Origin of the sequence: Bianquea renquensis (assembly GCF_014384895.1) — a bacterium.
Taxonomy (GTDB): Bacteria; Bacillota; Clostridia; order Lachnospirales; family Bianqueaceae; genus Bianquea; species Bianquea renquensis.
Genome location: NZ_JACRSQ010000002.1, coordinates 114,845 through 128,480, shown reverse-complemented (window position 1 = coordinate 128,480; position 13,636 = coordinate 114,845). Strand labels below are relative to the sequence as shown.

The following is a 13,636-nucleotide window of genomic DNA, read 5'->3' as shown; positions in this document are numbered from 1 at the left end:
AGAGGAGGTACCGGATCATGACAGCTATCACAAGTCGAGGCGAAACCATGTGCATGTGGATGATGATGCAATCCTACGATTGCTGTATCATGCGATGCTGCATGTCTCGAATGTGATGCGTATGGTCACGCCCGACACAGAATCAAGTGAACGCAATCTTAGGAAGCCGGGGCGAAGGCTTCTATTTTTTAACACCATTTTCAGGAAATAACAACGGTAAAAGGAGCGATTGTATATGACAGAGATAGTATGGCACGGCCGCGGTGGCCAAGGCGCGTTCACAGCGGCGAGATTACTTGGCGCGGCCTACACCATGCGCGGTGATGATCGGTATGCCCTTGCATTTCCCTCCTTCGGACCAGAACGGCGAGGCGCGCCCATCCGTGCCTTCACCAAGCTGGACAACAAACCCATCGGAGACCGAAGTGAAGTGGAAAAAGGGGATTACAGCATCTTCCTCGACGATACGTTATTTGCGGAGGCCGCTTTCTCAGAATTAAAGCCGGAAGGCAAAATACTGCTAAATACGAAGCGATCTCCCGCTGACAGCCGTGTGATTGCCATCGACGGCGACACTCTCGCAGCAGAGGTATTGAAGTTACCGATCACTAACACCATTATGCTCGGCACCTTTGCTGCTATCTTCCGCGACATAACCCTTGCCGAGATCGTGGAAGCCATCCGGCAGTATATGCCGGAGAAACTTCACAAAAAAAACATTGCGGCGGTGACAGCGGCAGCGGAAACAGCCGCGAGGGAGGCTAGACGATGAAACCATACTTACGGGAACATGTTCCGACAACGCTATCCGACATACCGAATACCACCGCGTATGAGGCAGGATATCTGGTGACAAAAAATGCAGGCTGGCGCAATGTGCGCCCTGTCATCGACGTAGAGGCATGTGTAGGCTGTCTACAGTGCTATCTGTACTGTCCTGACGGAGTGATCTATAAGGACGGCGGCAAGGTGGCCGTCGACTATGACTTCTGCAAGGGCTGTGGCATCTGCAAAACGATCTGTAAAGCCGGTGCAATCGAAATGGAGGCGGAAACATAATGGCAAAAAAATTTCTATCGGGAAATGAGGCCTTTGCCGAGGGCATCCGCCTTGCTCGCCCACAGGTCATCTCCGCTTATCCCATCACACCACAGACTATTGTTGTGGAAAGATTGTCCGAAATGGTAGAAGACGGCAGCCTTCAATCTGAATTCATCCACGTTGAATCCGAACATTCCGCTCTTTCCTGCGCCATGGGGGCATCGGCAGTGGGTGCCAGGGCCTTTACCGCTACTTCCTCCCAGGGCCTTCTATATATGGCAGAATGCCTGACCTACGCATCCGGAGGCCGGTTTCCCATCGTCATGATGAATGCCAATCGCTCCACCGCCTTACCGTGGAACATCTACGGCGACCAGCGGGATTCGCTGTCGCAGCTGGACTGTGGCTGGATTCAAGCCTATGCGGAAAATGCACAGGAGAGCCTGGATCTCGCATTGATGAGCTATTTTGTAGCCGAACACCCGGAAGTTTCCACCCCCTTTATGGCAAATTTGGATGGCTTTGTCCTTACTCACACTTATGAGATGGTGGATGTCCCCACACCGGATCAGGCGGACGCCTTTTTGCCGGCCTATCAGACAGAAAATAAGCTGGATCTGGAGCATCCCCGAAATCTTGCCTTTTCAGCGGGGCCGGACCACAACACAGCATTCAAGTATAAAGAGCACCTCGGGTTACTGAACGCACAGAAAGCGGTCGCCGAAGCAGAGGCGCGATTTGTAGAAATTTTTGGGCGGCAGTATACCGGATTAACAGAGAACTATCGGACTGCGGATGCCGACTATATTCTCATCACTCTCGGCAGTATCGCCGGGCTGGCCAGAGAAACGGTTGACAGGCTACGCAAACAGGGGGAACGCGTCGGGCTTCTCCGGCTGCGCTATATGCGTCCCTTCCCAGGTGCAGAGATAGCCGAGGCAGTAAAACATGCGAAAGCGGTAGCTGTGCTGGAAAAAGACATTTCCTTTGGCAACGAGGGGACCGTCTACACCAACGTGAACTCCGCCCTGCTAAAGGCTGGCCTCTCGATGCCAAGCTCCAACTATATCGGCGGGCTTGGCGGCAAAAATATTTCGCAGACAGAGATAGAAGGAATTTTTAGAGATCTGAAACAGGAAACCGTCAGAATTCAATTTTTAGGCATAGGAGGTGAGGACGAGTGAGCGTTTCAGTGAAAACCTTGCAGGAGGATGAGTTCTTTTACGGGCATAAGGCATGTGCCGGCTGCGGCGGTAGCCTCGCCGTGCGGATTGCGCTAAAGGTGCTAGGCGAACGCTCCATCGCAGTTCTCCCCGCAGGCTGCATGTCGGCGGTAGGGTTCAATTTTCCTCAGCTCTGCTTCGGCAACAACGCCATCATCTCCACTTTTGCAGGAACCGCCTCCATGCTTACGGGCATTGAGGCCGGACTCAGAGCACAGGGTATCACGGATTTTCACGCCGTCGGCTTTGCCGGAGACGGCGGAACGGCAGATATAGGAATTCAGGCCCTATCCGGCGCCATCGACCGAAACGACGACATCCTGTATATCTGCTATGACAATGAGGCTTACATGAACACCGGCATTCAGAAAAGTTCTCTGACGCCCTTCGGCGCCAAAACCACCACAACGCCGGCGGGAAGCAATATCCGTGGCAACCTACGCCCCAAAAAGAACATGTTTGAGATCGTCGCCGCCCACGGCATCCCCTATGCGGCCACTGCCAGCATCGGATATCTCAACGATTTCATGGGAAAGGTAGAAAAGGCGTCAACGATCAAGGGGACAAAATACATTCACATTCTCGCCCCCTGCCCCACTGGCTGGGGAATCGCCACCGACGAGACAGTGGAAATCGCAAAAGAGGTTGTGGATTGCGGCCTCTGGTATCTCGCAGAATTCGAAAATGGGGAATTTACCCTGAACCACAAACCAAAAGAATTTACTGATATCCGCACGTATCTAAAAAAACAAGGCCGGTTTAAGCATCTGACCGAAGGCGACATCGAAACCATCACACGCTCCCGTGACCAAAAATGGGATGCGCTTAGTAAAAACTTTAAAATCAGGTAGGAGGATTTCATCATGAAGAGGGATATTACAAACAAATATTGGGATGCAGAACTGGAGACGCTCCCGAGGGAAGAACTGGAAACGCGTCAGCTCGCGGACTTGAAAGAGATCGTCAAATTCGCATATGACAACGCCCCCTATTACAAGCGCTCTTTTGACGAAGCTGGCGTTAAGCCGGAGGACATCAAAAAACTTTCGGATATTCAGAAATTCCCGTTTATTGACAAGAAGACACAGCGCGATACGCAAGGCGTAGGCTCTTTCCTCGGAGAACTGTGTGCTGTTCCCGAGGAGGACGTTATCTTCATCTCCACATCGTCAGGCTCCACGGGCGTCCCGACCATGAGCCCGTTTACAAAGAAAGACTTCGATGAATTTCAGGATACCGAGAGCCGCTGGTTCTGGCAGATCGGTATGCGGCCCAAGGATCGGTATGTCCACGCCCTTAACTTTTCTTTGTATGTCGGTGGACCGGACGTCATCGGCGCACAAAATCTAGGTGCGCTCTGCATCTGGGGCGGCACTCTTCCCAGCGAACGGCTGCTGTTCGTGCTGAAGACCTATCAGCCAACTATCATCTGGACCAGCCCCTCCTATGCATGGCAGCTCGGTGAGAAGGCGCTAAAATGTGGCATCGATCCCAAGAAGGATCTATCCATCAAGAAAATCATTGTCGCGGGAGAGTTGGGCGGCTCCATTGACGCCACAAGAAAGGCAATCGAAGATCTGTGGGGCGCGGAAGTCTATGACTTCTATGGGCTGTCGGATATCTTCGGCGCTTGCGCGGCAATGTGCGAGGCTAAGGACGGCTTACATATTGCCGAGAACCACATTCTTGTGGAAACAGTGGATATCCACACAGGCGAGGTATTGGAGCCCGGCCAGGTGGGTGAGTTGGTCTTCACTACGCTGCGCAAACATGCCCGGCCATTGATTCGGTTCCGCACAGGCGATATCGGCTGGATTGACAATACCCCTTGCTCCTGTGGCCGCACGCATGGCCGTATTCATATCAGCGGCAGAAAAGACGACATGTTCATCGTGTCCGCGGTCAATGTCTTCCCCAGCGATATTGAGGCGGTGATTCGGGAACTATCCGGCATCACCGGCGAATACCTCATCCGTGTATTCGACAAAGACTTTACATGCAAGTATTCTGTTGAAATTGAAAAGAATGCGGATTCTCCTGAATCTGACGATACAGTGGCGGCAAGGGTCTCCGATGCGCTGAAAGCGCGAATCGGAGTGAAACCCTACAGCGTAATTGTCCACCCGGACGGTGGGCTGGATACTCGTTCAGAACATAAATCCAGGCGCATCATCGACGAGCGCAAATTGGACTTTACCATTTAAGCGGAGGTGCATACCATGCCAGAGCTTTCACAGCGGACCGCGACGTTTACTGATTCCGTCATTCGTCGGATGACGCGGGTATCCCTTCAATACGGCGCAGTCAATCTATCCCAAGGATTTCCCGATTTTGAGCCGCCTCGTGAGATTCTTCAGCGGCTTGCCGAGGTTTCCCGAGAGGACTTCCATCAATACTCCATCACCTGGGGCGCGCAAAACTTCCGGGAAGCCTTGGCAGAAAAGCAGTGGCGGTTCATGGGGAGAAGGATTGATCCCAACAGTGAGATTGTCGTCACCTGCGGAAGCACAGAAGCGATGATGGCCGCCATGATGACGGTGGCAAATCCCGGAGATAAGGTGATTGTGTTCTCACCGTTCTATGAGAATTACGGTGCCGATACAATCCTCTCCGGTGCGGAACCAATTTATGTGCCCCTGTATCCACCGGAATTCAACTTCGACGCGGATGAGCTGGAGGCGGCCTTTCGGCAGCATCCCAAGGCACTGGTCCTCTGCAACCCCTCCAATCCCTGTGGCAAAGTGTTCACCTATGACGAACTGAAGATCATTGCAGATTTTGCGGAGACTTATGATACCTTTGTTATCACCGATGAGGTATATGAACATATCGTGTATGAGCCAAACCGGCATGTCTATTTCGCCTCTCTGCCGGGCATGTGGGACCGAACCATCTCCTGCAGTTCTCTCTCCAAAACCTATTCTATCACGGGATGGCGGCTGGGCTATATCATCGCCCCCGCTCCTATTGTGGACGTCGCCAAAAAAGTTCATGATTTTCTAACCGTCGGCGCCGCCGCCCCTCTGCAGGAGGCAGCGGTGACTGGCCTCAAATTCGGAGATGCGTATTATACATGGCTCCGGGACAAATACACAAAAAAGCGCGATTTGTTCCTACGCGGCCTTGACGATCTGGGCATCTCCCACACTGTGCCTCAGGGGGCGTACTATATCCTGCTGGATATTTCAGAGTTCGGGTTCGATTCCGATCTAGAATTCTGCGAGGTCCTTGCCCGGGATGTGGGGGTTGGCGCAGTTCCGGGATCGAGTTTTTTCCGTGAAAATGTCAACCATCTGATTCGGCTGCATTTTGCGAAGAAGGATGCCACCCTGTATGAAGCGCTGAATCGGCTGGACAGTCTGCGAAACAAGATTTCTGTGCGGAAGGGGTCACGATATAGAGCGGGCGAGCAATGAAACTCTGCGAAGTACAGGAGGCGGCCCCCCTGATGTGAGGGGGACCGCCTTCCGCCTATTCTATGACCCGGTTGTCGGCCAGGATTTCGGGCTTGTATTTCATACTGTCCGCTTCCGTTATCTCCCGGATCACCTTGCACGGACACCCTGCCGCAAACGTGTGGGGCGGGATGTCTTTCACAACCACACTGCCCGCTCCGATCACGCAGTCGTCTCCAATGGTGACGCCGGAGCAAACGACAACGTTGGCGCCAAACCAACAATTGTTGCCGATCTTGACCGGCTTGGCATAACACAAGCGCTTTACATTGCCATCCCTGTCGAGCATGGCGTTTCGCTCTTCCGGCAGCATCGGGTGAACTGGCGTAACGATGGTCACGTTGGGGCCAAAATTGCAGTGGTCCCCGATGGTGACACTGGCATCGTCCTGCACCGTCAGATTGTAATTGCCAAAGAAATGCGTACCGATCTTCGTATGGCGTCCATAGTGGAAAAAAATTGGCCCCTGCATAAAGCCGCCCTCCCCTATCTCTCCAACAATCTGGCTGATCAGCTCCTGCCGCTTTTCTGTCTCATCCTCATAGGTTCTGTTATACTCTGCGCAAAGATTGTGCGAGCGCAGTTTCATACGTCTTAACTCGGGATCCCCCGGACAAAATAGGATCCCTTTCATTATTTTTTCTTCTTCCCCCATGGAATGTCCCCCTCCCGGCTTTTCATCACGATTTGCATGTCACACGGTTATCTTTACTTTGTGGCTTCTGCGCCCCTTGACATGGGGGATCACCACCTCTTTCGATCCAATGCCCTGGTTTTCAATTTCAATGGTATACACACAGCCGCGGAAAGTACGCTTCACCGTCACTGTCTTCCATTCGCTGGGAAGGCAGGGCTTGATTGCAAGCCCCTCCCATGTGGGCTTTATCCCAAGTATATGCTGGGTTATGGCAATGTACATCCAGGCGGCTGTACCGGTCAGCCAGCTTACGTTTGCAAGGCCGAATTTATCACTCTCCGGGCCAAAAATATTTGAGGCGTACACATACGGCTCCGCCTTGTATCTCCACTCGCCCGCTTTCTCCTGCGCGACCATGGGAAGGAGCTGATGGTAGTATTTGTATGCGGCATCTCCGTTGCCGAGCATACACTCCGCAATGATCGCCCATGTGTTGGCGTGACAGAATACCGACCCATTTTCCCCACAGCCCTTGTTATAGTATGTGAGCGGATCCTCCGCCGACGGATAGTCCTTCATTGAGGGATCGATTTTTTTGATTCCGAGATCCGTATCTAGATACTTTTTAACGCTTGCCATAGCCTTCTCGGACTTCTCTCTGTCTCCCATGCCGGAAATCACGGACCACGACTGGGTATTCAGCCATATTTTCGCCTGTGGCTGCTCCTTAGAGCCAATGAAGGTGCCGTCGTCTGTGATGCAGCGGCGGAACCACTCCCCATCCCAAGCAATGCTGTTGACAAGTTTTTTCTGCTCTTCATAGAGACGTGCATATTCAGAGCCGTCCTCGCCCATGAGTTTCGCAAGCTCTTCCATCATGCGAAGAACAGTGCCAAACTGCATGGAGGTCCAGATGCTCTCGCCCTTTCCTTCACGACAAACCTTGTAGAGCATGTCGTTCCAGTCGGATCGAAGCATAAGTGGGAACCCGTGGCTGCCCAGATTGCGGCATGTAAACTCCACCGATTTCTGTAGATGCTCGTAGACGGTTGCCGTTCCTCCGTCATAGAATGGAACCTTCTTATGGAGGAAGGAAAGCGAGCCTGTCTCCATCACCACAGCGTACACCGACATGATGATCCACAGGTGATCATCGGAATGGACCGTGGTAACAGGGTCAAATCCCTCCACGGGGAAAAAGTAATGATTGGCGTGACCATCGCTGTACTGCTGGCCCAAAAGCAATTGGATTTTGTCCTTCGCCCGGTCTGGGCTGAATGGCACCATCGCAAGAATATCCTGCGCGGTATCGCGGTACCCCACGCCACGGAAGGTTCCCGTTGCGTAGTAGGAGATATTTCTTGAGAAAAGGAAGTTGCGCTCCGCCTGATAGGGATTCCAGATGTTGACCATGCGCTGCACGTTTTCATCGGGAACCTCGCAGTGAAAGCGGCTGAGATAGTTGTTCCAGTGTCTTTGGAGCGCTTTGAAGGATTGGCCCACAAAGTCCTCCTGACGGCAGTGCGCCACCGAGCGCTTGATCTCCTCCTCCGTCATGGCGACGCCGAGGAAAATGTTCACGGTTTTTTCCTCGCCAGCCTTGAGGTCCAGGTCCAGCTGGAGTGCAAAGCAGGGATCACCCCCGGCAAGCGTTGAGTTCGTGCATCTTCCGGCCTGGACGTTTTTGGGATTTTCCTCGCTGGAATAGCTTCCCACAAACTCATCCCTGTCGCCGTCAAACCCGGATACCGGGACATTCGCGGCAAAATATACAAGGGGCGTCTGCTCTGGGCGCGGCTGCATTTCGACCCCGTACCTATATACAAGGACATCGTCCATGTTGTATACCGAAAGCTGATGCTTGTTATAACACTGCCATTGAAGCTCGCGCTGAAATTCCATCATCCCCAGTTCGACAAAGGGGAACATGGTGATTTTGCGGTCAGTATTGCTTCTGATTCTGAGATTCCAGATCAGGCAATTTTCGTACTCTCCAACAAAATATGTGGCTTTCACCGCAAGACCACGCCTTTTGGCATCGTAGACAGTATACCCCATACCGTGAGTTGCCTTCCACGACTGCGGACGAGTTTTTGCCGGCTCTGCTGTCGGACACCAGTAGTCTTTTCCGTCCTTTATATAGGTGTAAAAGCCACTGCGGTCGGTGGGCAGATGAAAGAAGCGGTAATGGTTGATTCTCCATATCTGGGGTGACTTGTAGAATGCGACTCCGCCCCCTGCCTGAGAGATCATGGTTGTGAATACGCCGTTGGTGAGATAATTCATCCACGGGGTCGGTGGATTGCTCTTATCGAATTTTATCTCTTTTTTTCTGTCATTGAAGCTGTACATGTTATTTTCCTTTCTTATCATATTAGTTTAGTTAACAGACATCTTTTGTATAATTATACCATGCCTTCCTGTTTCAGAAAAGAGGGTTTTAAAAAAAAGCTGACCCTCAAAAATACAGTTCTTCTCTACAAGAGTTCCTTGACGGAACTCGCGAGGCCGGTGTATAATAAATTTGATTCCTTAATGACCGTCTGGAAAAACTCATTGGGTGCCCCAAGGGCTTTGCCATCTGTCTAAAAGGCATTGCTATGGGCGCGAAAAACGATGTCCTAACATTGGCAGACTATCGGCGGCTCTTTGGCGAAAATCGCCATGAATTCACTGGCGTGGATTATATTGAGTACTATGGAATTAATGAGTCTTCTCGGATCGAACAAATCTACAGAGGATAAGGTAAAATTATTTCCCAGGAAATGTCAAGCCATGCGTTTCACCAGATTGCCAAAAAATAGCGCTGAATCGCGCTCTCTTGGTTGCCCAACAGCAAATGCCGTCAAGGATAAATTAACGGGTTAAATGCCGGAAAGAAACAAGGAGGATTTCTTATGAAAGTGAAAAAGAAACTGCACAGGCTGCTGAGTATCCTGCTCTGCTGTGCGCTTGTGCTGGGGCTTATGCCTATAACGGCGTTTGCGGCAGATCCCTCCACCGCCCCCACTTACAGCGGCGGCAGCGGTACCGAAGCAGACCCGTATCTGCTCTCCTGCAAAGAAGATATCCTTGCATTGCAGGAATATCTTAACAGTTTGGATGATTATGCTCGTGCCGAGTTGGATAAAGTGGACGATTGCGGTCTTGGCAGCTATCACGGGTATTACTTCAAACTGACCAAGGATATTGATATGTCCGATGTGGAGGACTGGGTTCCTTTCAGCTTCTGCGGCACACTGGACGGTGCTGGATATACGATTTCCAATTTGCAACTGAATCAGAATTTCTTTGAATCCGCAAATCCGGGAAACAACGAATATAAAAGCCAGCAGTATGAAGCCGGCTTTTTCAGCCAGTTAATCCATGCACACATCAAAAATCTCTATTTTGAAAACTGTACAGCAACGGTTTCTGATGGGCTTAAACCCGAAAGCGAGCGGGATATTTATGCCGCTGTCGTTGCCGGTACTGCCGTCGCTTCCAGCTTTGAAAACATCTCTGTGGTGAACTGTACCGTCACCCAAAACGGCGAGCCGACTAATTTCGGTTATGCCGCCGGTCTGGTGGCCTATGCGGATATTTGCCACATTTCCAACTGCTCCGTGCAGGGTGGAAGTATCAATGTCGGCGGTGACGCAACCAAAATGTACACCGGTGGTTTTGTGGGAGCGTTCGGCGATGTGTATGATTATTATAAGGACTACTATAACATGACCGTCGGTGCGGGAAATGCGTTCGGTGTCTATAACTGCTTTTCCACTGCGGCGGTAAATGTTACCTGCACCAACTACAGAACCGGCGGTCTGATTGGTATGATCGAGTGTTTAAATTTGGCGGATACTTATGAAAACTGCATGGTGGGAGGAACGATCACGTCGGCAGCCTATGCGGCGGCCGGCTTGATCGGCACATGTGATTCTTATATAAATACAACCTTAAAGGGCTGCGTAGTTTACAGTGACAGCATTCAGGGAGGCACCTATGCAGACCCGTTGTATCGTCCATATAGCGACAGCTATGATGCAAAAATAACGGTCACAAATTGCAAGGTAAGCCATAGCACCGAGGTCAAAGTGTCGAATACCGACACAGGTAGGGTTACAAATAATGCCAGTCTCACTCCTGTAACTCTCGCCGAGGCTGATTGTCAAGTGCCAAACTTCAAATCCAACCTGCACGGCAAGCTGGTTGACGGCAGTGCCAATGTTACGATTACGCTTTCTCAGGACAATGAGGTAAAATACACTGCTAAAACAGATGCGGACGGCGAATACAATTTCGGCAAGCAAGTATTGATGGGCACTTATACGCTGGATATTGCCGAGGTGAAAGGTTACGAAGCCTACAGTGAAACCGTTACCATCGGCTATGCCGTGAATGTCGAGAAAGACATTACCCGAACGGCAAAACTGATTTTCGTCACACTCAATGCCAACGGCGGTGAATGTGAAACGACATCGCTGACCACTGGTGCGGACGGCAAGCTGACCTCTCTGCCCACTCCCACCCGTGTCGGCTACATCTTTGACGGCTGGTACATGGAGATTGAGGACAGCACACAGGTCACCGAGAACACCGAGTTCAGCGAAAACACCACCATCTACGCACACTGGACAGAGTGCGATCACAGCGCGTCGGTAAACCAGCCGACCTGCGATAATTCCGCAACTTGTTCCGTCTGCGGCGGCACAATGCCCGCCAAGGGACATCACTTGATAAAGGTTGAACCCAAAGATGCCACCTGCACCGAGGCCGGAAACATCGCATATTGGACCTGCTCCAGCTGCGGCAAGTGGCTTGCAGACCCAAATCACAACAGCGTTGTCATTCCGTCTCTTGGTCACGACTATGCAACCACATGGAGCCGCAATGCCGACAAGCACTGGCATGAGTGCTCATACTGCGGTGACAAGGCTGACACGACAGCTCACAGTTTCAAGTGGGTGGTAGACAAGGAAGCGACTGCTACTGAAAAGGGCAGCAAGCATGAAGAATGTGAGGTTTGCGGCTACAAGAAGGCTGCCGTTGAGATTCCAGCAACGGGCAACACAACCGATCCGACTCAGCCCACCAATCCGACAAATCCCGGTGAAACCAATCCAGACACCGGCGATAGCAGCATAATGTGGCTTTGGTTTGCTCTGCTGCTTGTGTCTGGAACCTGCATTGCCGGAATTACGGTTTACCACAAAAGAAGAAAAGCTGAATAAAGCTTTATCCTGTGCTTTGCACATCTGAAAATGTCCCTCCTATCAGGTATTGTGCCGGATAGGAGGGACTTTTAAATGTATGTCTTCAGATTGTCTTCCTATTTTGATCTAAAGTGCTACCTGCCGTTAACGCCGGATACAGGTCCGTCCGCTGTTGCCATCCCGACGGTGCTTCCGGAAGAATTTCATTGTCTTTTAGAAGCAAAATTTCTTCTGACATTCCATCGACAAAGCGAATCCAGGTCTCACAGCCCCAGACCTTGTTCTCCAGGAAAGCGTTATGTTTCGGAAGTACTGGTTCGTCTTCCAGCAAAGATGCGAGCTGTGGGTATCGCTGTAGATACGGCGTGTCCTCGTACGCGATCTCTGCCAACAGATCGAATAGCGTATTCGTTCGCCCGTCAAAGTAGTATTGTGCCCATGTCAGTCCTCTTGCGTCAAAGCTTATGGCACGGTGACAATTGACAAATACGTTTTGTTTTAAAAGATTGTCGCGCCCACTGCCCACCATCACTCCCATAAAAACATCTTCAAAAAGATTACCGTACACAATCTGCCCGCTAGCCCAATCATCAAGATAGATACCAACAATCCCGACCTTTCGATCCGCGTTGCTTAGGTTTTGAACGCCATGGACTCGGTTGTACCGCAGCACGGTTCCTCGCTGTGTCCAATCACGGCCCGTGTGAGTCGCTCCCGAATCGTCCGCGTCCTGACAAAGATTATAGAAGTCGTTGTATTCGATAATATGATCATTTCCATGGTAATGCAACGCTTCCTGCGGCGCGTCATGGATGGAATTGTGATCGACTCGAATTCCCACCCCACTCAGCGAGATTCCTAGACAATAGCAGCGAGACCACTCTCCAAAATGGTGGATATCACAGTTGGTGATCCGGTTGCCGGAAGGCGTCAACGTCTTTCGGTCCCCGCCGGAGATCGTAATCCCCCCGTCGCCCATATTGGCAAATGAACAGGAATCCAAAAGGGTCTCCGTCGTATCCACAGCGTTGACACCGCTGCTGCCCAGATTGTAAAAATGGCAATCGCGCAGCGCTATGTGATGACCGCCCTGGATTTCCACTGCCGTCGCTCTCCCCGAACAGAAGGCTAGCCCTTCCAACGCCACATGGCTGACATGATCGAGGGTAAGAAATGCCTCCTCCAGCATGGACACTTCTGCATACCCCTCTTCAAATGCATCTGGCGGCCAAAAATATAATTTTCCACTTCGACGATCCGCGTACCATTCTCCTGGACAGTCGAGTTCTTCTAAGACATTAATATACCGAAATCTAGCATTGGTACGGATGTCATAAGTTCCAACCCGGCTTTCCACTTCCACAATGTGCTTCTCCATATCCCAATGCACTGGTTTGATATATCGATCCGCCCAATCCCATGACCAATATCCATGTAAGATCACCTCTTCCGGATGTTTCCAGTGAAGCGGGCGATCCTCTTCAAAATAGAAATGTGTATCAGAACCTTGCTGCTCATGCCCATGCTCCTCATAGGTATTGATGTGGCCCGGAACTAAGCCTGCAACTCGTGTGAAGCCATCATTGGGCCACCTTGCGAGAGTCTGTCTCTGATTCTTATAAAAGAACTCCATATGGGAGGGCAGTGTAAAACCGCCTCCCCGGCTCCGAAAGACACCGAAGTCCCGTACCCCTTGTGCAAACAAGTCGCACTCCACAACGAAGGGAGCCGCATCTTTCGGGAGTCGCGCTAAAATCTCTGGGTCTGTTACAGGCTGAAAGCCCTGTATGGATATCGCACCAGAAAATATCGGCTTCCCCTCTCCCTTCCAAATGACGGGCGCCTCTTCAGTACCGCTATCCTGCCAGTCCAGGTGTAGCCCCTGCGCCATTGAATATTTGCCACTGAGTACTGTGATACATGCTCCATCGAACTCATCCGATTGTTTTGCCAGCCGAACGGCGTCGCGCGCGCGCGTGAGCGTATAAAATGCTTGCTCCCGCTCTGTCCCTACATTTTTGTCATTTCCTACTGGTGAAACAAAAAATGTCTTCATCTTTATCTACCTCCCAATGTAGCATCAGA

General features: G+C 51.3%; 10 protein-coding genes and 1 pseudogene. 8 read left to right on the top strand and 3 right to left on the bottom strand.

What is annotated here, in order from left to right:
- Positions 1–235: 235 nt before the first annotated feature.
- From H8730_RS02055 to H8730_RS02030, 6 genes are read left to right on the top strand one after another with little or no spacing between them, the layout of a single operon-like run.
- On the top strand, positions 236–772 hold the full coding sequence (locus H8730_RS02055; protein WP_177715943.1) for a 2-oxoacid:acceptor oxidoreductase family protein: 537 nt from the start codon (positions 236–238) through the stop codon (positions 770–772).
- Positions 769–1,059 carry a 4Fe-4S binding protein gene (locus tag H8730_RS02050; RefSeq protein ID WP_177715944.1) on the top strand — a complete coding sequence of 97 codons (291 nt, stop codon included), beginning with the start codon at positions 769–771 and terminating at the stop codon, positions 1,057–1,059. The genes H8730_RS02055 and H8730_RS02050 overlap by 4 nt, the downstream gene beginning before the upstream one ends.
- Positions 1,059–2,225 (top strand): transketolase C-terminal domain-containing protein, encoded by a 1,167-nt coding sequence (locus H8730_RS02045; protein ID WP_177715946.1) that lies wholly within the window; start codon positions 1,059–1,061, stop codon positions 2,223–2,225. Before H8730_RS02050 ends, H8730_RS02045 begins: the two co-directional genes overlap by 1 nt.
- Positions 2,222–3,115, top strand: coding sequence for a thiamine pyrophosphate-dependent enzyme (locus H8730_RS02040; RefSeq protein ID WP_177715947.1), 894 nt, complete (start codon positions 2,222–2,224; stop codon positions 3,113–3,115). The genes H8730_RS02045 and H8730_RS02040 overlap by 4 nt, the downstream gene beginning before the upstream one ends.
- Before the next feature lie 12 nt (positions 3,116–3,127).
- Entirely contained in the window at positions 3,128–4,468 is a 1,341-nt protein-coding gene (locus H8730_RS02035; RefSeq protein ID WP_177715949.1) for a phenylacetate--CoA ligase family protein, read from the top strand.
- Between the two features lie 15 nt (positions 4,469–4,483).
- Entirely contained in the window at positions 4,484–5,680 is a 1,197-nt protein-coding gene (locus H8730_RS02030) for a pyridoxal phosphate-dependent aminotransferase (protein WP_177715951.1), read from the top strand.
- Between the two features lie 55 nt (positions 5,681–5,735).
- Here the strand turns inward: H8730_RS02030 and H8730_RS02025 are convergent, their stop codons facing one another.
- Together H8730_RS02025 and H8730_RS02020 are read right to left on the bottom strand one after the other, a co-directional pair.
- On the bottom strand, positions 5,736–6,374 hold the full coding sequence (locus H8730_RS02025) for a sugar O-acetyltransferase (protein WP_177715953.1): 639 nt from the start codon (positions 6,372–6,374) through the stop codon (positions 5,736–5,738).
- Between the two features lie 39 nt (positions 6,375–6,413).
- Positions 6,414–8,708 (bottom strand): GH36-type glycosyl hydrolase domain-containing protein, encoded by a 2,295-nt coding sequence (locus tag H8730_RS02020; protein WP_177715955.1) that lies wholly within the window; start codon positions 8,706–8,708, stop codon positions 6,414–6,416.
- A gap of 221 nt (positions 8,709–8,929) precedes the next feature.
- On the opposite strand from H8730_RS02020, the pseudogene H8730_RS02015 reads away from it, so the two are divergent.
- Both H8730_RS02015 and H8730_RS02010 read left to right on the top strand, forming a co-directional pair.
- Positions 8,930–9,128: pseudogene (locus H8730_RS02015) on the top strand (hypothetical protein); the annotation flags it as partial.
- Positions 9,129–9,253: 125 nt separating this feature from the next.
- Positions 9,254–11,569, top strand: coding sequence for an InlB B-repeat-containing protein (locus H8730_RS02010; RefSeq protein ID WP_177715957.1), 2,316 nt, complete (start codon positions 9,254–9,256; stop codon positions 11,567–11,569).
- Positions 11,570–11,654: 85 nt separating this feature from the next.
- Here the strand turns inward: H8730_RS02010 and H8730_RS02005 are convergent, their stop codons facing one another.
- A complete protein-coding gene (locus H8730_RS02005) occupies positions 11,655–13,607 on the bottom strand; it encodes a right-handed parallel beta-helix repeat-containing protein (protein ID WP_177715959.1) in 1,953 nt (650 codons plus the stop codon).
- Between the last annotated feature and the right edge of the window lie 29 nt (positions 13,608–13,636).

Bases quoted from the DNA above. Each gene is read 5' to 3' on its own strand.
- H8730_RS02055 (WP_177715943.1), top strand. From the start codon at position 236: ATGACAGAGATAGTATGGCACGGCCGCGGTGGCCAAGGCGCGTTCACA.
- H8730_RS02045 (WP_177715946.1), top strand. From the start codon at position 1,059: ATGGCAAAAAAATTTCTATCGGGAAATGAGGCCTTTGCCGAGGGCATC.
- H8730_RS02025 (WP_177715953.1), bottom strand. From the start codon at position 6,374: ATGGGGGAAGAAGAAAAAATAATGAAAGGGATCCTATTTTGTCCGGGG.
- H8730_RS02050 (WP_177715944.1), top strand. From the start codon at position 769: ATGAAACCATACTTACGGGAACATGTTCCGACAACGCTATCCGACATA.
- H8730_RS02035 (WP_177715949.1), top strand. From the start codon at position 3,128: ATGAAGAGGGATATTACAAACAAATATTGGGATGCAGAACTGGAGACG.
- H8730_RS02010 (WP_177715957.1), top strand. From the start codon at position 9,254: ATGAAAGTGAAAAAGAAACTGCACAGGCTGCTGAGTATCCTGCTCTGC.
- H8730_RS02005 (WP_177715959.1), bottom strand. From the start codon at position 13,607: ATGAAGACATTTTTTGTTTCACCAGTAGGAAATGACAAAAATGTAGGG.
- H8730_RS02020 (WP_177715955.1), bottom strand. From the start codon at position 8,708: ATGTACAGCTTCAATGACAGAAAAAAAGAGATAAAATTCGATAAGAGC.
- H8730_RS02030 (WP_177715951.1), top strand. From the start codon at position 4,484: ATGCCAGAGCTTTCACAGCGGACCGCGACGTTTACTGATTCCGTCATT.